The 19,346-nt window shown below is 60.9% G+C and carries 22 protein-coding genes and 1 tRNA gene; 14 read left to right on the forward strand and 9 right to left on the reverse strand.

The window, feature by feature from the left end:
• Positions 1-30: 30 nt before the first annotated feature.
• From I7X09_RS15690 to I7X09_RS29595, 6 genes are all read left to right on the forward strand, one after another.
• The gene (locus I7X09_RS15690) at positions 31-1,260 is read left to right on the forward strand and encodes a DNA polymerase III subunit delta' (protein ID WP_200312941.1); all 1,230 of its coding nucleotides are present in this window, start codon (positions 31-33) and stop codon (positions 1,258-1,260) included.
• 30 nt (positions 1,261-1,290) lie between these two features.
• Positions 1,291-1,363 (forward strand) — tRNA-Thr (locus I7X09_RS15695).
• A 121-nt stretch (positions 1,364-1,484) separates the two neighbouring features.
• A complete protein-coding gene (locus tag I7X09_RS15700) occupies positions 1,485-2,054 on the forward strand; it encodes an RDD family protein (protein WP_200312942.1) in 570 nt (189 codons plus the stop codon).
• A 30-nt stretch (positions 2,055-2,084) separates the two neighbouring features.
• Positions 2,085-2,507 (forward strand): DUF2752 domain-containing protein, encoded by a 423-nt coding sequence (locus tag I7X09_RS15705; RefSeq protein WP_200312943.1) that lies wholly within the window; start codon positions 2,085-2,087, stop codon positions 2,505-2,507.
• Positions 2,508-2,659: 152 nt separating this feature from the next.
• Complete coding sequence (locus I7X09_RS15710; RefSeq protein WP_003946112.1) at positions 2,660-2,857, forward strand: hypothetical protein; 198 nt, start codon at positions 2,660-2,662, stop codon at positions 2,855-2,857.
• Positions 2,858-3,101: 244 nt separating this feature from the next.
• Positions 3,102-3,227 (forward strand): hypothetical protein, encoded by a 126-nt coding sequence (locus I7X09_RS29595; RefSeq protein ID WP_267910354.1) that lies wholly within the window; start codon positions 3,102-3,104, stop codon positions 3,225-3,227.
• A 76-nt stretch (positions 3,228-3,303) separates the two neighbouring features.
• On the opposite strand, the gene I7X09_RS15715 is transcribed toward I7X09_RS29595, so the two are convergent.
• The 4 genes from I7X09_RS15715 to I7X09_RS15730 form a co-directional block, all read right to left on the reverse strand.
• On the reverse strand, positions 3,304-4,002 hold the full coding sequence (locus tag I7X09_RS15715; RefSeq protein ID WP_095971771.1) for a type 1 glutamine amidotransferase domain-containing protein: 699 nt from the start codon (positions 4,000-4,002) through the stop codon (positions 3,304-3,306).
• A gap of 139 nt (positions 4,003-4,141) precedes the next feature.
• Positions 4,142-5,575: a lipase family protein gene (locus I7X09_RS15720; RefSeq protein WP_200312944.1), complete on the reverse strand. Its 1,434-nt coding sequence runs from the start codon at positions 5,573-5,575 to the stop codon at positions 4,142-4,144.
• A 145-nt stretch (positions 5,576-5,720) separates the two neighbouring features.
• Complete coding sequence (locus I7X09_RS15725; RefSeq protein WP_200312945.1) at positions 5,721-6,413, reverse strand: TetR/AcrR family transcriptional regulator; 693 nt, start codon at positions 6,411-6,413, stop codon at positions 5,721-5,723.
• Between the two features lie 58 nt (positions 6,414-6,471).
• Positions 6,472-6,642 (reverse strand): hypothetical protein, encoded by a 171-nt coding sequence (locus tag I7X09_RS15730; protein WP_166809936.1) that lies wholly within the window; start codon positions 6,640-6,642, stop codon positions 6,472-6,474.
• A gap of 154 nt (positions 6,643-6,796) precedes the next feature.
• Between I7X09_RS15730 and I7X09_RS15735 the strand changes: the two genes are divergently transcribed.
• The gene (locus I7X09_RS15735) at positions 6,797-7,210 is read left to right on the forward strand and encodes a hypothetical protein (protein ID WP_200312946.1); all 414 of its coding nucleotides are present in this window, start codon (positions 6,797-6,799) and stop codon (positions 7,208-7,210) included.
• Positions 7,211-7,214: 4 nt separating this feature from the next.
• Here I7X09_RS15735 and I7X09_RS15740 read toward each other — a convergent pair whose 3' ends face one another.
• From I7X09_RS15740 to I7X09_RS15750, 3 genes are all read right to left on the reverse strand, one after another.
• Positions 7,215-8,492, reverse strand: coding sequence for an RNA polymerase sigma factor (locus I7X09_RS15740; RefSeq protein WP_200312947.1), 1,278 nt, complete (start codon positions 8,490-8,492; stop codon positions 7,215-7,217).
• Positions 8,493-8,495: 3 nt separating this feature from the next.
• Positions 8,496-8,924, reverse strand: a complete 429-nt coding sequence (locus I7X09_RS15745; protein ID WP_007735729.1) for a YciI family protein — start codon at positions 8,922-8,924, stop codon at positions 8,496-8,498.
• 161 nt (positions 8,925-9,085) lie between these two features.
• Positions 9,086-9,679: a hypothetical protein gene (locus I7X09_RS15750; RefSeq protein WP_200312948.1), complete on the reverse strand. Its 594-nt coding sequence runs from the start codon at positions 9,677-9,679 to the stop codon at positions 9,086-9,088.
• A gap of 93 nt (positions 9,680-9,772) precedes the next feature.
• Here I7X09_RS15750 and I7X09_RS15755 point away from each other — a divergent pair, with 93 nt between their 5' ends.
• Both I7X09_RS15755 and I7X09_RS15760 read left to right on the forward strand, forming a co-directional pair.
• The gene (locus I7X09_RS15755; protein WP_200312949.1) at positions 9,773-10,744 is read left to right on the forward strand and encodes an alpha/beta hydrolase; all 972 of its coding nucleotides are present in this window, start codon (positions 9,773-9,775) and stop codon (positions 10,742-10,744) included.
• Between the two features lie 9 nt (positions 10,745-10,753).
• Positions 10,754-11,833, forward strand: a complete 1,080-nt coding sequence (locus tag I7X09_RS15760) for a helix-turn-helix domain-containing protein (RefSeq protein ID WP_234036582.1) — start codon at positions 10,754-10,756, stop codon at positions 11,831-11,833.
• A gap of 22 nt (positions 11,834-11,855) precedes the next feature.
• Here the strand turns inward: I7X09_RS15760 and I7X09_RS15765 are convergent, their stop codons facing one another.
• Entirely contained in the window at positions 11,856-12,755 is a 900-nt protein-coding gene (locus I7X09_RS15765; protein ID WP_200312950.1) for a LysR family transcriptional regulator, read from the reverse strand.
• Between the two features lie 142 nt (positions 12,756-12,897).
• On the opposite strand from I7X09_RS15765, the gene I7X09_RS15770 reads away from it, so the two are divergent.
• The 5 genes from I7X09_RS15770 to I7X09_RS15790 all read left to right on the forward strand — a co-directional run bounded on the left by I7X09_RS15770 (position 12,898) and on the right by I7X09_RS15790 (position 18,508).
• Positions 12,898-14,310 carry an FAD-binding oxidoreductase gene (locus I7X09_RS15770; RefSeq protein ID WP_200312951.1) on the forward strand — a complete coding sequence of 471 codons (1,413 nt, stop codon included), beginning with the start codon at positions 12,898-12,900 and terminating at the stop codon, positions 14,308-14,310.
• A gap of 13 nt (positions 14,311-14,323) precedes the next feature.
• Positions 14,324-14,965 (forward strand): histidine phosphatase family protein, encoded by a 642-nt coding sequence (locus I7X09_RS15775; RefSeq protein ID WP_200312952.1) that lies wholly within the window; start codon positions 14,324-14,326, stop codon positions 14,963-14,965.
• Entirely contained in the window at positions 14,965-16,164 is a 1,200-nt protein-coding gene (locus I7X09_RS15780) for a winged helix DNA-binding domain-containing protein (protein WP_200312953.1), read from the forward strand. The genes I7X09_RS15775 and I7X09_RS15780 overlap by 1 nt, the downstream gene beginning before the upstream one ends.
• Positions 16,165-16,298: 134 nt before the next feature.
• A complete protein-coding gene (locus I7X09_RS15785; protein WP_200312954.1) occupies positions 16,299-17,774 on the forward strand; it encodes an aldehyde dehydrogenase family protein in 1,476 nt (491 codons plus the stop codon).
• Positions 17,771-18,508 (forward strand): SDR family oxidoreductase, encoded by a 738-nt coding sequence (locus I7X09_RS15790; RefSeq protein ID WP_200312955.1) that lies wholly within the window; start codon positions 17,771-17,773, stop codon positions 18,506-18,508. Before I7X09_RS15785 ends, I7X09_RS15790 begins: the two co-directional genes overlap by 4 nt.
• A gap of 73 nt (positions 18,509-18,581) precedes the next feature.
• On the opposite strand, the gene I7X09_RS15795 is transcribed toward I7X09_RS15790, so the two are convergent.
• Positions 18,582-19,232 (reverse strand): TetR/AcrR family transcriptional regulator, encoded by a 651-nt coding sequence (locus I7X09_RS15795; protein ID WP_166809942.1) that lies wholly within the window; start codon positions 19,230-19,232, stop codon positions 18,582-18,584.
• Positions 19,233-19,346 lie beyond the last annotated feature (114 nt).

The raw sequence follows: 19,346 nt of genomic DNA on the forward strand, positions 1-19,346 counted from the left end.
TTCGTCGGTGCCGACGGTTAGGGTTTTTGCATGAGTACTGAAGTGGCCGAACGAGGTGTGTTCGGTCGGCTGGTTGGTCAGCACGACGTCGAGCAGAGCCTGCGCGATGCCGCACTGTCGGCTCGTGGCGATTCCAGCGGCTCGGAGATGACTCACGCGTGGCTCTTCACCGGGCCACCCGGCTCAGGCCGTTCGGTGGCCGCTCTCTGCTTCGCCGCGGCCCTGCAGTGCACCTCCGACGGTGCACCAGGGTGCGGCGAGTGCCATGCGTGTACGACCACGATGGGCGGCACCCACGGTGACGTACGACGGATCATCCCCGACGGCCTGAGCATCAGCGTCAAAGGCATGCGCGAGATAGTCAACATCGCTTCGCGGCGGCCGACGACAGGGCGATGGCAGGTCATCGTGGTCGAGGATGCCGATCGTTTGACCGAAGGCGCGGCCAACGCCCTCCTGAAGGTTGTCGAGGAGCCGCCGGACCGCACGGTCATCCTGCTCTGTGCGCCCACGACCGATCCCGAAGACATGTCTGTTACCTTGCGCTCGCGGTGCCGGCACATGCCGTTGGTGACGCCGTCCGTCGAATCGATCGCTCAGGTATTGATCGACCGCGACGGGCTGGATCCCGAGCGGGCGAGAATCGCCGCATCGATCAGCGGCGGACATGTCGGGCGGGCTCGGCGTCTCGCCACTGACGAGAGCGCACGGGACGAGCGTCAGCGTTCGCTGCGGCTAGCTGCCGACGCCATCGGGGCGTCGACGGCGTACAAGGCCGCAGAGAATTTGGTGAAGTCGATCGAGGCCGACACCAAGGCGTTCTACGCCGAGCTCAAGGAACAGGAACTCGAAGAACTCAAGGTCGCGTTGGGCGGCGGTGGTACCGGCAAGGGAACGGCAGGGACTCTGCGCGGATCTGCTGGTCTGATCAAGGACCTCGAAGCGCGTCAGAAATCGCGCGACACCCGGGCCCGCCGTGATCTTCTCGACCGGACGCTGATCGATCTGGCCGGCATGTACAGGGATGCACTTTCGTGCTCACTGGGTTCGACGTCGACGGCGACCCATCCCGACATGGCCCGTCAGGCCGCCGAGCTCGCTGCCCGAACGTCCCCGGAGGGGTTGCTCAAGTGCATCGAAGCGGTGCTCGAATGCCGCGAAGCTGTCGACTTCAACGTCAAGTTGCAGTGGGCGCTCGATGCGATGGTTGCCTCCATCGGAGCCGCTTTCCGACCCCCGTTTTCGCGATCCGGGGGTTGACCAGATAGACTCGCCACCGCCGAAAGGCACGCTGCCTTAGCTCAGTCGGTAGAGCATTTCACTCGTAATGAAAAGGTCGAGAGTTCGATTCTCTCAGGCAGCTCGGCCAAGAGCCCCACACCCGGAAATCCGGATGTGGGGCTCTTGTCGTTAGTTCTCAATTCTTGCGTATGTGCGGTTTATCCTGAGTTCGGCGAACACGTGCCTGAACAGGGGAGACCTCGATGTCGGATCAGAACTGGGGACCGGACCAACCATCGCAGAATCAGCCGCCGTACGGACAGATGCCGCCGATGCCGCCGCAGGGTTATCAGCCGCCGACGCCCGCCTATCCGTACGCAACCTGGATCTCTCGCGTGCTCGCGTCAATCCTCGACGGCTTTGTCGTTCCGCTCCCGGGTGTCATCCTCGCGATCATCGGGGCGGTGATCGCGTTCTCCGGATCCGAAGTGACCACATATGACGACGGCAGCGTGAGCGCGGAAGGCGGCAATCCGGTCGGCGTGATCGTCATGGTCGTCGGAATACTGGCGATCTTCTTGATCGAGGTGTGGAATCTCGTCTTCAGGCAAGGGAACACCGGACAGACGCTCGGCAAGAAGTGGCTGGGAATTTCGGTGATTCGGGAGTCCGACGGTGTACCTCTCGGCCCGGTGATGGCGCTGCTTCGTTGGATCATGATGGCGATCCTGGGTGGCGCCTGCTTCCTCAATTATCTCTGGCCGCTCTGGGACTCGAAGCATCAGTGCTGGCACGACATGGTGGTCAGGTCGGTAGTCGTTCGAGCGCGCTAGTCGCTGCCGGGGTCTCTTACAGTGGGTGCCATGGAGTTGGAAGCGGTCACACGTCGACGACGCGCGTTGGCCGCACCCGTCGGTGTTGCTGCAGTGGCGGTGACGGCCGCCGCAGTACTCCACTTCCGTGATCCCCACAGCGCGGGTAGTTACGGCGTTTGTCCGATGTACGCGTTGACGGGATTGTGGTGCCCGGCGTGTGGTGGCCTTCGTGCGGTCAACGACCTGACTAATCTGGATCTTGGCGCCGCAGTGTCCAGCAATGTCTTGATCGTGCCGTTTATCGCGGTCTTGGTGATCGCGTGGATCGGTTGGACAGTGCGCCGTTGGAAAGGCACGCGGGATCGCATGATCGTGCTTCGGCCGACTGTGACGATCGTGGTGCTCGGAGTTCTCGTTGCATTTACGGTTGTTCGAAACACCCCGTGGGGGAGCTGGCTCGCGCCGGCGTGACGGTAAGAGGTCGACATGGCACTGCAGGTTTTTTCGCTCATCGTTCTGCTCGGCGCGCTGATCATCCTGATTCCGACGGCACGACGTGTCTTCGGCAAGAAGGACGACGAGTAGGTCTCGACAACTGGGCACGAGCGGCACATGCTGACGGTATGGCTGATTCGTTGAAAGCCCGCGTCAAGGAAAAGCTGCTGAGGCAACTCGCCGAGGACGGTCGGCACCCGATCCAGGAAGCTGAGGGTGACGATCCCCGGTTGGTGTCGATCAACGACGACCTCGAAGCGTTGGAACAGGCCGAGGAAGGCGATCCGATCGTCGAAGAACTGGCCGAGAGGTACTGGGTTCCGTGAAGTTTACCGACCACAGTGCTCTGACCTGGCGATTTGGTGTTGTGTTGATCTTCGCGTAACTTTGTCCAGGTCAGAGCGACACGGACACCGACTCCCACCTGCGAGGGTGAGTGACACGAGGTTGTACGGAGTGCCTGGCGAACACAATCCAGTTCGATTTCGACGGGGTTCCGGTTTGCGCCGGTGACTTGGTTGGGATAGGCTGGAAAAGTTGCCCCGGAGCGGCGGCCATAGGGTCGTGGTGATGGTGGGGTTCGTCGGCAAATGGGAGATCCGGATCGGGGTCGACAACAAGCCGTGGTTCATCCCGCCGCCCTCGATCGATCCGCAGCGGCACCCGCGGCCGGCGAACACCACCTTCACAACCTGAGAAGAGTTCGGGCACAACCGAACATAGCCGAGCACCGCATCGAAGAGATCCTCCGATGCGGTGCCAAAAGTCATGCTCAGCCCAAGTCGGCGACAATCCGCTCGGCGAGTGGCCTTGACGAAGCCGGATTCTGGCCGGTGTAGAGCTTGCGGTCCACCACGACATAAGGCGACCACGCCTCAGCCTTCGAAAATTTGCCGCCCAATTCGCGTAGTCGAGTTTCGAGCAGCCACGGAGCCTTGTCCGCCAGACCAGCCTGCGTCTCCTCTTCGTTGGTGAACGCGGTCAGCTGATAGCCGTCGAACAGCCAGCTTCCATCGGATCTCTGGGCCGGCAGGAGTGCCGCCGGCGCGTGACAGACCGCCGAGACCACCTTGTCCGCGTCCAAGAAGTTCACGAGAAGCTCACCGAAGGATGCCGACACCGCAAGATCCTCCATCGGTCCATGTCCACCCGGTACAAAGACCACGTCGTAATCGGCGGCATCGGCGTTCTCCAGAATCTCCGGCGAATCGAGCACCGGCTGCAGATCGGCGATGTACTTGCGCAAACGGTCGGCACCTTCTTGCCCGCCGTTCACCTCGGGCGCCAGGCTTCCCTCGTCCACAACGGGAGCTTTACCGCCAGGCGTCGCGATCACGATGTCGTAGCCGGCGTCGACGAAAACGCGATGCGCCTCGACCAACTCTTCCGCCCAGTACCCGGTCGGGTGGGGTGTTCCGTCCTTCAGCGTCCAGTGATCTGCAGAAGTGACCGCAAACAACAGCTTTGTCATCGCGCAACCTTTCGTCGGTAACAGGAACCCAGTGGTGACAAGACACCATCGTCAAGGCCCGATCAATGAAACAACGTCCAGTCAGTGCAACACGCTGTCCTTGTGAGAATTCCTCACCACCGCAGAATCACGTCACCCACTAGGTCCCGATCGGCTTGCCGAACAGGCCTGCGACGAGTTCACCAACCGCATCCACCCAGACTGGCCAGGTCCTCTGATCAAGTGCCATAGATCCAGCGTCGAAGGTGCTGCATCCCTGTTGGGCAGGGACACCAGCGAACCGATCACGAAGCCACAGTAGAGCACTCGGCAATGCGACGACTTCCATGCTGACGTGCTCACTGAAGTGGTCTCTGGTGTAAACGACACTCGCAGAAGGATCTTGGCAATAGGTATCGACAAGCTTGTTCACCGGACCCACAGGCACCAACCAGTCGGGATTCGACTGATAGATGTACATCGGCACATCAGGAACCGACTTACCCATGGCAGCTCGGGAGAGCGCGGCTCTCACCGTGGGGTGTTGGACGGGATCTCCCGGGACATCGAGGAAACCTTTGATGTTGAGGAAGGGCACTGCAGCCGACGTCCAGAGCATGCACAAGTTGTCCTTGGCAGCGAAAAGCGCTCGGCCGGCGGGGTTTATGTGCTGATCGATGAAGCCGGCAAGTTCCGAATCCTCTCGGCTCACTCCGATGACACCGGCAGCGACGATCCCGGCCCCTAGAGCGTTGTTGGCATTGTCGAGCAAAGCGCCGAGATCCGCGGCAACACCACCTTCGGCGACTCCGACGATGTTCAGTTCCGGCGCGTACGCCTGCCGTATTTCAGCTGCGTGACCGGTAGGAATCGATCCACCCGAGTATCCGAGCAGCCCTACGCGAGTTGACCGCCCTTGCAGCTCCATGGGTTCGAAGTTCTCAGCGGCACGAATACCGTCGAGCGTGATCCGGGCCGCTACGGGGCCGGAGGCGAAGGAAGAATTGGGTCCCTGATGATCGGGCACGGACAATGCCCAGCCCTGCGCCAGCGCCGCCTGCACTTCGAGGAACTGAGTCCCACCGGTCGCAGCGCCCGTCACCAGCCACGGCAACGCGCCTTGCTGCATGACATACGAAGGTGCGCAGTAGCTTCCGAGTGAATCTTCTGCCATCTGAAAGGACAGCAGTGGACGCGGCCGTCCATCGCGAGTGTCGCCGCGTGGCTTGATCACTGTGGTGACAGCTGGAATCGCTTCACCTGCAGCATTATTGGATCGATACGAGATCTGCCACGCATCCACGTTGGCCGGAATCAGATTGAGAGTGCCGAGATTAACCGCACGGGCGGCGATGATCTCACCCGGATCCCTGGCTTCGACGACCCCGACAGGCGGTTCGTAAAAGGCCTGGTCCAGTTCAGGCAATGGCGGTGCAACCGCAGGCGGCAGGGCAGGCTGGACCTGAACTTGGGTGGGAACACCTTCGTCCGGCGCCGCTGAGGCAGGTGCCGAAAGCCCGATCTGCCCGATTACTGCAATCACGGCAATAGCCAAGCCCCCGCGTTGTCGGTCAGTTGTCCAGCGTCGTCCCATACCAATTCCTCCCCGGAAAAGCACAGATTGCCTTGTGTTGCCGCAGTTCTCGTCACGAGCACACAAGTTAGATGCGAGTGTCTAACATAGTGAGGACGAGAGTAGAGCGTTGTGGGCTGGATTACAATCCCCTGGTGTTCGTGACCTATTCGCCGGCACGAAGGGGTGCGTCGTCAATCAACGCATTCAAGAGCACCGTCATCAGATCGACCAGTACCGACACAGGAGGACGAGGCTCCGTAGTGCTCCACTGATGCACCAGCGCGGTAAGCGCGCCGATGAAGGCGGTGGATGCCCACCGGTAACCACCCGGCGGTTCGTAATCGTCGCCCACAATCCCTTTGATGATCGATTCGAAAAACGTTGCCCAGACCGAACGTTGGTCCACGCGATGCTTTTCCACGCGAGGACTGACACCTACGACGTCGATGAAGGCAACGTGCGCGCGTCGTGGGTCACTTCCGACCGACTCGACGAAGGCGGCCATGGCCGTTGCTGCCTTGTCACGGAGATTGACCGAAGGCTCCGCATCGAGTGCGTCGACCATTGCAATTCTGGCGTCGAGTTGAATCTGGTCATACAGGGCGAGGAGTAGATCCTCGCGGCTGCCGAACTCGTCGTAGAACTGCCTTCTGGCCAGACTCGCGGACGCACAAATGTCTGCCACCGAGCTTCCGGCATACCCCTTGTCTGCGAACACGCTGAGAGCAGCATTCAAGAAGAGGGAACGGCGTTCGGCCTTGCGAGCCGCGACCGACCTTCCGCCATAGTTTCTGTCCGTTTCAGCGATTGCCACGCCTGCCAGAGTATGCGGCATCGTGCCGCACACAAAACGCATCTGACCTGCTGCGTAGTTCCTTCACCGCCACCACTGGCGCACTGGCACGGCAGCTCGATCAGGCCAATACGAATGCCACGGCAAAAAGAGTCCAGGCGGCCGCGAGAACTGTCGACGCAGCGGTAACGACCCCAGTCACCGCAGGTCGAGTACTGCGGTTGCGTGCCGCGATGATCCCGATCGTCATCAAGGTCAGCGCCATCAGGAATGACAAGACCACGATCTTCATCAGCAACCCCTTCGACGTCGGTCAACAGAACCGGAGACTATTTAGATAGTACACAAATAGATCGTGCATTAATCAAACTACGAATCCGTCAGGGAGTTCTTGACAAATTTCGAGAGGGCCTGTCAGGCTAGTCCTGACGAAAGGAGAACTTCTCATGGAAGACCTGATCGAACGCGCCCTGACTGCGAAGGTCGAGACCGCCGCGATCACTACGGTCAACGCCGCGATCACCGAGGCCGGCACTCAGGCAGACAAGATTGTCGGAACGGACCCTTTACCTGGCAGCCCTGAGTGGGAGGCGGAACAGGACACCGATATCCCGGCGCAGCGTCAGATGGCGTGGCAGTTGGCCTGTTTCCGGATTCAGCTCGCAGCGGGTATCGATTCGACGGCAAGCGTCATGAGTCTGCGTAGATTCGGCGCAACGTGGACGACCATAGGCCGGGCGGCCGGAATGACTCGTCAGTCCGCGCATGAACGGTGGGGTCGACGCGTCTCGGACATGCTCGATCCTTATGGAGTAGGAATGCCGCCCATGGTTCCTGACGACGATCCGTCGCAGGCGTGACCACTCATCGCCGATCCGGGAGTAGTGCATCCGCCTTCGCGACCAGCACTGCACGTTCACGCTCGTTCCCGGCCAGCCGAGCGGCTTCGAGGAGTTCGGTCCTGGCCTCCTCGGATCGGCCGAGCTGACTGAGCAACTCGCCTCGAACGCTCGGAAGCAGGTGGTAGCCGGCCAATTCACCTGAAGCGACAAGCTTGTCGACGAATTCGAGCGCCGGGGCCGGACCGTAGGCCATCGATACCGCCGCCGCATGATTGAGGTCGACCACAGGTGAGGGTGTCAGTTGCGCCAAAGCCTCGTAGAGGATGACGATCTTCTTCCAATCGGTGTCCTCGAAAGTTGCTGCTCGCGCGTGGCATTCGGCGATTGCGGCCTGCAAGCCGTACGGGCCGCGTCCACGCCCGACGGCGTCAGCCCGTTCCAGCGCCGCAAGTCCCCGCGAGATCTGTAGGCGGTCCCACCGAGTCCGATCCTGGTCCGCCAGCAGAATGGGCTCACCTGTCGAGGTAGTCCTGGCACCGAATCGTGAGGCCGTCAGCTCCATCAACGCGACGAGGCCGTGCACCTCGGATTCGCCCGGGACCAGCTCGGCCAGTATCCGCGCGAGCCGCAGCGCTTCTGCACTCAGATCCGCACGCATCCACTCGTCCCCCGAACTGGCTGCATAGCCTTCGTTGAACACCAGGTACAGCACTCCGAGTACGGCGCCCAACCGTTTCGAAAACTCTTCTCGCCCTGGAACTTCGAATACCGCTTTCGAAGCAGTCAATGTCTTCTTCGCGCGCACGATTCGCTGCTGCACCGTCGCTGTCGGCGTCAGGAACGCTTTGGCGATCTCGTCCGTGGTCAACCCGCCCACCACCCGAAGAGTCAAAGCTACCTGCGCTTTTCGATTCAACACGGGGTGGCAGGCGATGAACATCAGCCGAAGGACGTCGTCGTCGATGCGATCCGGATCCCAACTGACGTCGTCGAAGTGCGAAGCGTCGTTCTCGAGTTCGCGCGCAAAGTGGGCGTAGCGCTCGTCCAACCTCTCACGTCGTCGCCACCCGTCAATTGCCCGTCGTGTCGCTACAGATGTCAGCCAGGCAGCGGGATTTCGCGGAACCCCGGTGGCAGGCCACTGCTCGACGGCTTCGAGCAGAGCCTGCGCGGCCAGGTCCTCGGCAAGATCGAGATCTCCGACGGTGCGAGTCAACGTGGCGACGATCTTCGCGGATTCGATTCGCCAAACCGCGTCGACAGCCGTTCTCGTTGCTTCTCGCACCGCCTCGTCGGTCATGGTTCAGCCTGCGACCGGGCGATCGGTACCGAGTTCTTCACGCCAGCCGGCCTCTTTCTGGATGTACTCGTTGTCCTGATCGAAGTCCGACATCTCACTCACCCGACGCACTTCGAGCTTGCTTCCCGGCCCCAACGGGCAGCGCTTTGCCCACTCCAATGCTTCGTCCTTGGTCGAGGTCTGAATGATCCAGAATCCCGAGAACAACTCCTTCGTCTCCCCGTACGGGCCGTCGGAAACCAGCGGAGGATCGGATTCGAAGTCGACGATGAATCCCTCCTCCATGGCCAGTCCCTCACCGGCCAGCAAGACACCTGCCTTGATCAGGGACTCGTTGTACTGCCCCATCGCAGCGATGATCTCGTCGAAGTCCATGTCCTTGGATGCTTCGATGGCCTCGTCGGTGGAACGCATGATCAGCATGTACTTCATGGGAATCTCCTTCGTTTGTGGGCCGTTCCGTTCGGCCCCTCTGCCTACACGTCGAACGGCACACTCACCGATCGACAAACTTCCGAAAATAATTTTCCGAGGACATAACCGCCGGTCGAGATACGCTGCCCACGGTATCGGCAGACGAGCCGTCGGGCCGGTCAGAAGTCGAGAAATCCCGGCACAACTTCACGTGCGAGCCCAGTCGCGTCAGTGCTCCCGTAGAAATACACCGACCCGTAACCGAATAGGTACTCCTCTACGAACTCGGGGTGGGACTCGTCAACTACCGGCCACCCCTCCTCATTGATCTGGAACAGGAAACTGTGTCCGTCCGCCTCGACGGCAGTGGCGTAGGACGGTTCGTTCTGGATGAGCACCGGTTGCGGAGCTATCCGCACCAACGGCACCACGTCGTCGTCCGGAGGAATCCTGATCAACGCCGCGCTGCCCAGGCCCTCGTGGGCGCCCGACGATTCCGCACTTCGCGATGACGGTGGGTGCAACACAGCCCGGACCCCGATGTTCGGGTATTCGAGGTCGTCGTCGCCGATGGTGAAACCTCGACGGATGAAAACCGAAAGCTCTCGCTCACCGAGCCACGGCGCCGTGTGTGCCCCGAGCGTCAAGAGATAATCATGCGTCTGAAAAATCGGCTGAGCAGCGAAAACCTGCGGCGGGCGTCCACCGATCCTGGCCCCAACTTCCGAATCGCTCGAACCCACCCCGAGATGTACTCTGTCCACCGGCGTCATCCTAGGGAGATCCGACGGGCGTCGGAAGAAGACTCTCCGATTTCCTACAAGCCACTGGTGACGTAGGACACATGCAGGCTCGATGATGAGTGCATGACAACCTTCCCCACTCTCGACCCTGAACTCGCCGCAGCACTCACCATGCTCCCAAAGGTGGACTTCTCGGACATCCCCAACGCGCGGGCCATGTACGACGCACTGGTCGGCACCATGTTGGCCGACATGTCGTTCGACGGAGTCACGCTTCGTGAACTGTCCGCTCCTGGCCTGGACGGCGATCCGGAAGTCACGATTCGTTTCTTCACCCCGGACAACACCGCCGGCCCTGTCCCCGTTCTGCTCTGGATCCATGGCGGCGGATTCGCAATCGGCACCGCAGAGTCCAGCGATCCATTTTGTGTCGAGGTAGCGCGCGAACTCGGATTCGCCGTTGCAAACGTGGAGTACCGCCTCGCCCCCGAGACCCCCTTCCCCGGCCCCGTCAACGACTGCTACGCCGCACTCCTCTACATCCACGCCCATGCCGACGAGCTGGGGGTCGATCCCAGCCGCATCGCCGTGGGAGGGCAGAGCGCAGGCGGTGGACTGGCCGCAGGCACTGTCCTCAAAGCCCGAGACGAGGGAGTTGTGCCCGTGGCATTCCAATTCCTCGAAATCCCGGAACTCGACGACCGTCTGGCGACGGTCTCGATGACGAACTTCGTCGACACCCCCTTGTGGCACCGCCCCAACGCCATCCTGTCGTGGAAGTACTATCTCGGCGAGTCGTATTCCGGTCCCGAAGATCCTGACGTCTCCAGTTACGCTGCACCGTCCCGGGCCACCGACCTCACAGGTCTGCCGCCGACCTACCTGTCCACCATGGAACTGGACCCGCTCCGCGACGAAGGAATCGAATACGCCCTTCGGCTGCTGCAAGCGGGAGTCAGCGTCGAATTGCACTCCTTCCCCGGAACCTTTCACGGGTCGGCACTGGTCGCGACCGCAGCGGTCAGCGAAAGGGGTGCCGCCGAAGCCCTCACTGCGCTCAGGAGAGGGTTGCGTTCGCTGTCGCCAGTCTCGTAGCGTTGCGAGATGCAAGGACTGATGTACCGGCTTGCCGAGCTCGACGCAGACTCGGCAGGCCTGGTACGTGTGATCGACTACTTCGACTCCCTCGTACGTCACGGCGCCGACACGGCGTCCCTGCTGCGCGCAAGCGCACAGTTGGCGGATTGTGTTGTGGGTATCGAGATCGTGGAACACGGTCGCAGCAAGAAGAACTTGCGCCGTTGTGACCCGCGCGGCCGATGGTCACCCGAACCTCAGCTCCCACCGAGTATGGCCAGAGACATCGCTGTAGACGATGAAGTTCTCGGGACGGTATGGATCGAGCGACCCGGGACGAGCTTGCCACTGGACGAAATGCTGGTGGACCGGATGGCCTTGACCGCCGCGATAATCCTGCAACCACGACGGTTACCTACCGTGGCCGAGCACAGTCGAAATTTGTTGTTCCCGATGGATGAGCTCGCGGTGCTCACCTCGTGTGCCGGTCTCGGTATCGAACCCCATACACCAGTCCGTGTAGTGGCAACCAAGGCAGTCTCAGACACAGCCGACAGCAGTGCACGCCTTGTTATTTCGCAAGATTGCACACCTGGCAAAGCCGCTGGGATAGAAGCTGATGGCGAGTATCTGAATCTCGTGGCGGGTTCGTTCGCACCGACACCCGAGCTGTCCGAGGCAGCGCTCTCATCCTCCGTCCGCGCCGGAATATCCTTGGCCGCAGCCGCTTCCGAGGTGCATACCATTGTCGCCACTGCACGATTCGCTCGTACACAGGCGTCAGCGACAACACCGATCGTGAACGCCGACGATCTCGGCGCCCTCAACCTCCTGGCACCGGGAGCGCGGATTGATCACTCCAGGATTCCGGATCTAGTTCTCGCCAAGGAGATCGGCAGTACCAAGCAGGGATTCGAACTGCTGGAAACCCTGAGGACGTATCTGCGATCCGGAACATTGAGGGCCGCAGCCGATGCCATGCATCTTCATCACAGCAGCGTCGCGCATCGATTGTCGAAGCTGTCCCAGCACGTCGGATTCCACGTCGACACTCTCGAGAACCGAGCACGCGCAACGGCCATGATGCTGGTCCTCGATGGCGGATAACGCCCACCCCGCATCTCATGCGCTACGCAGTCGTTGACGATCTTTCGCGTTCAGCGAGCGCCACAAACGGCGCAAGCGCCGGATTCGGATTATCCGGGCGGTAGGTCACTGCAACGTCGAGAGTTGGTTGCTCACCGGCGATCTCACATAGATGTATACCTGGGATCCGGAGCATCCGCGCCCTGCCCTGGGGGATCGGCGCAATACCCACCCCGTCAGAGACGGCGTGGAGGACCTGCTCGTCGTCAGCTTCGAAGCGAATGATATCCGGAGTGCTGTTCGGCCAAAGTTGTTCGAGCGTACGCGAATACATCCCGGGTGCATTCTCCTCGGGCCAGAACACAACGGGGATGTCCACCAGATCTCCGAGTTCGAGTGTCGCTCGGCCCCCGAATGGATGGTCTACAGGAACCGCAACCAGTATCGGTTCCGAATCGAGGACGATCAGAGGAAGTTCGCGATCGCCGTCATCGAGTGGCGGGCGCACAACCGCGATGTCTACCGCTCCGCTTCGGACGAGATCAACTGTCTGCGCTGAAGTGCCACGATGGACGACGACCTCCACGCCCGGGTACAGCTTTCGATAGGTGCTGACCAGATCCGCGACTGCGCCGCCTGCCCACGAGCGGGTGTACGCGATGCGCAGTTCCCCATCCACACCGCGCGCGGCCAACCGAATTCGTTCGACCGCCCGGTCCGCACACCCGAGCAAAAAGCGCGCCTCTCGTACCGCTACCCGGCCGGCGTCGGTGAAGGTGAACTGTGGACCACGACGATCCACCAACGGCACCCCGAGTTCGCGCTCGAGCACCTTGATCTGCTGACTGAGCGCCGACTGCGCTACGTGGACGTTCGCTGCGGCGCGAGTGAAGCTGCCGTGATCCGACAGAGCGATCAGATAACGGGCGCGCTGCAGGTTCATACGGCGATTATAAGAAGAACAGATGGTCGTGTCACTACTTGGTCTTGGACACGGCATCACCTGAGGTCGGAGGATCGAGTTCACGGAAGTTCCACCGCTTGTCTTCCGAAGAATTGTCACCCGATCGATCACAAGGTTGCACATGAACCCCCGAACACTCACGGAACCACGCGAACCTGCAACAGATGCGAGGCTTCTCGATGCCCTCGCGGAGATCGTCGGCCAAGCGCACGTCCTCACCGATCCCGAACTGATCGAGGGCTACACACGCGACTGGACGGGACGTTGGATCGGCGACGCGATCGCGGTCATTCGACCGGGCAACACTTCCGAAGTGTCTGCGGTGCTTCGAGCCTGTTTCGACGCGGGGGTTCCCGTCACACCTCAAGGCGGAAACACCGGACTGGTCGGGGGCGGAATCGCCTCGGCTGGGTCCGTGGTGCTGAGCACCAGACGTCTAGAGACGATCGAATCCGTCGATCCCATCGGCCGGACAATCGCAGCCGGCGCCGGCGTGACCGTTGCCCGCGCCGACCTTGCTGCCTCTGCACACGGACTTCGATTCGGAATCGACTTGGCATCAAAGGAATCGGCGACACTCGGCGGCATCGTCGCGACCAATGCCGGTGGAACACGCATGGTCCGATACGGAAATACACGGGCGCAGATCCTCGGCATCGAGGCAGTACTCGCCGACGGTTCCGTCCTGAGCAGGTGGACGCCACTCGTCAAAGACAACGTCGGCTACGACATTCCAGGGCTACTCGCCGGCAGCGAGGGAACTCTTGCCGTCATCACCAAGGTCTTGATGAAGCTGGTCACCCCCGCGACCGACACCCAGGTTGTGCTCGCCGGTGTGCGCGACGTCGATCAAGCGCTTCATTTGTGTAATCGCGTGCGTCAGAGCGGATTGACCGTCGAAGCCGCCGAGATCATGACTGACGACGGCATCTCCCTCGTTTGTGCACACACCGATGCACGTCGCCCGTTCGGCGCCCCTTCACCGATGTACACACTGATCGAGGTTTCGTCGCCGCGCGAGACGGAAGAGTCGCTCCTGGAGGTTCTCTCCGACTCTGCCGATCTCATCGAGGACGCGACTGTAGAGCCTGGTCCGGCGCGGAAGCTGTGGACCCTGCGGGAAAGCCACACCGAAAGCATCAGCGCTTCGTCGACGACGCCGGTGGTCAAACTCGACATCTCCGTCCCCCTGTCCGTGATGGGAATGTTCATCGAAAGCCTCCGAGAGACGTTGGCCGATCGTTTCCCCCTCGTTCGACCAATCCTGTTCGGGCACTTCGCCGACGGAAACATTCATGTGAACCTTCTGGATGCCGAGCCGAGGGTCGCCCACGAACTGACCGATACGGTGTTCCGACTCGTCGCCGCCCACCATGGAAGCATCAGCGCCGAGCACGGGATTGGTCGCGCGAAGTCGCCGTGGATATCGCTGGGGCGCACTGAGGCCGATATCGCCGCAATGCAGTTGATCAAATCGTCCTGGGATCCACGTGGAATCCTCAATCCTGGAATACTGTTGCCGGAAAAGGTGTAAGCAAAGGGGACTCGTGCAGGATCTTTACGTCGTCACTCATCCTCAGGCCGAACACACCGCGCAGGATGTGGTCGGAGGTTGGCACAATTCGGTTCTCACGCCTGCCGGCCGGCGTGATGCAGAAATGATCGCCGAAGAGATGAAGCGTCGACGCACAGGAACTTCGCGCCCGATCCGCATCACCTCGTCCGACCTCGAACGATGCTCTGAGACATCCGCAATCATCGCCCGGACACTCGAAGCTCCGGCGACAACAGATTCTCGATTGCGCGAAATCAGCTTCGGAGAAGCGGAAGGGCGACCGAACTCCTGGCTGGCCCAGCGGCAGGTCCCGGCTCCCGACGACAACCGCCTCGATCATCGTGGCCCCGTTGCCGGTGCCGAGACCCGCCGCGAAATCGCGTCGAGGGTCGGCGAATGCGTTCACGAATTGATGACCGACCTCGACCACGATCACATCGTCGTAACACACGGCTTTGCACACACATTCGTCATCTCCGCCTGGTTGCAGATCCCCGTCGAAGCCACAGGGTTTGCAACCTTCGCGACCACACCCGGTGCAATCACCCATCTCCGACACGACGACTACTGGCGCAACCGAACCCTCGCGCAACTAGCCGATACGTCCCACCTGGACTGTGGCACGATGTCCTGATGCGCCATGTCTCCGACGACGAACGCCGTGCACGCATGGGCATACGTCATGCGCTGGCTCCCGCATTCCTCGTCGATTCTCCCGAAGCTGCGACCAAGGCCATGACAGTGCTTCACGCCACCGAGTCGGCGACGGTCTACCTGTCCTGCTGGGCGAGGGTTCGGTCGTTGGACGCCGCCGACGTCGACCGCGCCCTGTACGAGCAGCGAAGCCTCGTGAAGCAATTGGCAATGCGCCGCACACTCTTCACTTTTCCCCGAGACTTGCTGCCGGCCGCGTGGTCGAGTGCGTCCGCCCGGGTCGCCAACACCGAGCGTGCTCGAATGTCCAAGGACGTAGTCAAAGCCGGACTCGCCGTCGACGGCAACGACTGGCTCGATCGCGCACGCTCCGAGGTACTGTCACTGCTCGCCGATGCACCTGAAGGGCTTTCAGCAGTCGACGTCCGTCAGGCGGTGCCGATGATCGATGTGAAGGTCGAGGGTTCGGCAGGTGAAATCTGGTCGGCACCCAGGGTTCTCACTCACCTCGGGGCCACCGCAGATATCATGCGCGGCACCAACACCGGACGCTTCCCCACCTCGCGCCCACTGTGGACGCTCACTGCGCACTGGCTCGACGACGCCCCCGTCGCTCTCGAATCCGTTGACGTCAAACCCGCTGAGGGATACCGAGAAATAGTCCGACGCTGGCTCTACACCTTCGGGCCGGGGACGGAAGACGACATCGTCTGGTGGTTGGGCTCGACGAAGACGGTCGTCCGGGCTGCCCTCGCCGAACTCGATGCCGTTGCAGTCACACTCGACGGCGGTGGCACAGGCTGGTTGCTGCCGAACGACGTCGCGGAGGTAGCGGATCCCGGCCCTTGGGTGACGCTCCTGCCCGTGCTCGACCCGACGATCATGGGCTGGAAGGGCCGCGACTTCTATCTCGGACCGCACCGCAACCAACTCTTCGACACCCGCGGCAACGCCGGTACCAGCGCATGGGTCGACGGCCGCGTCGTGGGCTGCTGGATCCAGGACGAAGCCGGGGCCGTCCACCTGCGCCTCATCGAACCCGTATCAGCGTCTGCGCGGCGCTCTCTGGAGGCCGAGGCGGCCCGACTCACCGACTGGCTCGGCGGCGTCAAAATCGGTACCGGGTATGTCTCACAAGCAATGAAGCAGGCGGCCGGCGTTCTTGCCGCCAGGTCCTGAGAACACGAGCAGAACACTGCTCTAGCTGGCCTTTCTTCCAACCCTTTTCAGCTGCGGTACTAACAATCATCGACAAGTGTACGAAACGTACAGTACACTTTTGAAGTCAATGATTGACCGACCTAGGAGGTCCCATGGAGGGTCAAGCAGTTCGTGAATACGGTGCGTTCATCAATGGAGCGTTCCAAGCCATGGGCACATCCACATTCGAGGCGCGTGACGCCGCTTCCGGCGCTCTACTCGCCACACTGTCTCGGTGCGGGCCCACGGAGATCGATGATGCGGTCGAAGCCGCCAGGCGGGCATTTCCGGCGTGGGCGAACCTGACCACAGAAGAACGATCCGCACAAATCTTGCAGTTTGCCATGCTCGTGGAGGATCGAGCCGAAGAACTTGCCCAACTCGAGTGCAGGGATACCGGGCGACATATCAGGGAGATGCGAGAGGACTATCGAGCCGCCATCTCGCACCTGCGATACTTCGCGTCAATCTCGTTGGCCCACCATGGCTTCGGCCGCGAGTTGGCATCGGGATACCTGGTCGCGAAGCGAGTGCCGTTGGGCGTCTGCGGACAGATCATTCCCTGGAACGATCCCGTGGTGATGACGGCGTTCAAGATTGCACCTGCTCTGGCTGCGGGAAACACCGTGGTACTCAAGCCTGATGAAAATGCCTGTGTTTCGATCATGGAGCTGGCGAGGATCGCCGCCGACGTGTTTCCCGCAGGCGTTTTCAATGTTGTCCCTGGTCTTGGCGGGGAGGCCGGCGCAGCCCTGATAGACCACCCGAAAGTCAGCAAACTCGCTTTCACGGGAAGCACCGAAGTCGGCCGACTCGTGGCACACGCCGCAGCCTCACGGCTGATCTCGACCACGCTCGAACTCGGTGGCAAGAGTCGCAGCATCGTGTTTCCTGATATCGAGGATGTAGACGCAGTGGTCGCCGATGCCACCGCGGGTGTCCTCATGTGCAACGGCCAATCCTGCTTGGCCGGAACACGTCTCTTCATCCACGAGGATATCTACGACACCTTCGTGGAAAAACTTGTCGCATCATTCCGCTCAATGCGAGTCGGGCCGCCACTGAACGAGGACACCGAACTGAGCGGATTGATCCACCAGGAACACGCCGAACGCGTGATCTCCATGATCGAATCCGGAATCGGCGAAGGCGCACAGCTACTTACAGGCGGGAATCTGATACAAGTGCCGGGATTCGAAGCCGGAAACTTCGTCGCGCCGACGATTCTCGAGGTGACCAACTCGATGCGAATCGCACAGGACGAAATATTCGGACCGGTCCTGTGCGTCCTCAGATGGAACGACTACGAGCATGTGATCGCAGAAGCAAATGACACCCCGTACGGTCTTGCTGCTGGGATCTATACCTCCAACCTGAAAAACGCGATGGAAACCGCGGATCGTCTTGACGCGGGCTGCGTCTGGATCAACCAGTACTTCAACCTGGGCGGCGGCGTTCCCTTCGGAGGATTCAAGGAAAGCGGGCTCGGGCGAGAGTTCTGCCTCGAGACTCTCAACGAATACACCCAACTCAAATCGATCACGGTGGTCACGTCGACTCCCCTCCCAAAGCAAGGATTCAAAAGTTGAACATCTCAGGAAATACCATCTTCATTGCGGGCGGAACGTCCGGCATCGGTCTCGAACTCGCACTGGCATTACAGAACGAGGAGAACAAGGTAATCGTCGGCGGACGGCGTTCCGCTCTGCTGCAGGAGATCTCGGACAAGAATCCTAAGATCAGCACCGTCGTCATCGATGTGGACGACCCGAATTCCATTCGGAAGGCATACGAATCCGTTACACACGACTTCCCCGACCTGAATGTTCTCGTGACAATGTCAGGGATCATGTACCCGGAGGACTTGAAGAACCCGGACTTCCTCGACATCGCCGAGCGAACGGTTACGACGAACCTCCTCGGGACAATTCGCTTGGTCGGCCGGTTCATCCCGCATCTGTTGACGACGCCCAGCGCCACTATCGTCACTGTCTCATCCGCTGTCGGCTTCGTCCCGCTACCCATCACGCCCACGTACAACGCGACGAAGGCGGCTGTTCATCTCTTCACAGAGAGCATGCGCGTACAACTTGCCGATACCTCGATCCAGTGCATCGAGCTCATCCCACCAGGAGTCCGTACCACGCTGATGGGCCAGGAGAACTCGGAATCTGCCCTACCCCTTGATGATTACGTCGCAGAAACCATTGCTCTGTTGAAGGCTGACAACAACGCCACAGAGATCGTGGTCGAGGCCGCCAAGCCGCTTCGTCATGCCGAGATGAACGGTGAGTACCAGAATGTCCTGAAGATGCTCAGCTGACGGTACCGAATTGACACACGTCGCAACGCTGGAGAGGGCGGATCACCCTCTCCAGCACAAGGGATTTCAACAGTCAATCCTCTTGGTCGCCACTCCGGAGCCCACGAACTGCGTGATCGATGATCGAGCGCACTGTGTTGTCGTCGATACTCGCGTGCCCGACCAACATCCGGTAGATCAACGGCCCGAAGAACAGATCGATCGCTTCCTCGGTGTCGATGTCTTCGCGGAAGTAGCCGGAATTCACACATCGCCGAATCAGTTCGGCGAAGCCTCTACGACGTTCGTCGAGAAAGAAGGTGCGGAAGTATGCCGCCGTCGTCGGATCGTTGGCACACGCACCGACAAGTTCGGCAAAGATCGAACCGAGTGGACCCCGGTAGAACTCTCCGATGTCACCCAGATAGTCGTTCAAATCAGCTTGTGCACTATCGGTCTCGGGAAACGTCAGATGCCGAGCCATGAGTACACCGAATGCTTCAGCAGCGATCGCCTGCCGCGACGGCCAGTGCCGATACAGAGTCACCTTGCTGACGCCCGACTGTTCGGAGATCGCATCGATGGTCGCAGCCTTCATGCCACCGGACTTCAAAAGAGATTCCGCCGACCGGAGGGCCTTCTCGTGGGCCACCTCACTACGTGTACCGCTCGGAGGAGTGAGCAAGCCCGTCTCTGCCTCACCCGGGCCGCGAGACACATCGCCATCGGGAGCGCGCTTACCCATGTCTACCCCTTCATCCTTCAATGCCTTGCAGCACAGAGCATTTCCCGGTACCAGACGCCCCTGAACGGCCATGGGCGACCCAAGGCAGAAGTTCGGCGCGATAGCTACTAGCCG

Source organism: Rhodococcus sp. P-2 (genome assembly GCF_016598535.1).
Lineage (GTDB): Bacteria > Actinomycetota > Actinomycetes > Mycobacteriales > Mycobacteriaceae > Rhodococcus_F > Rhodococcus_F baikonurensis.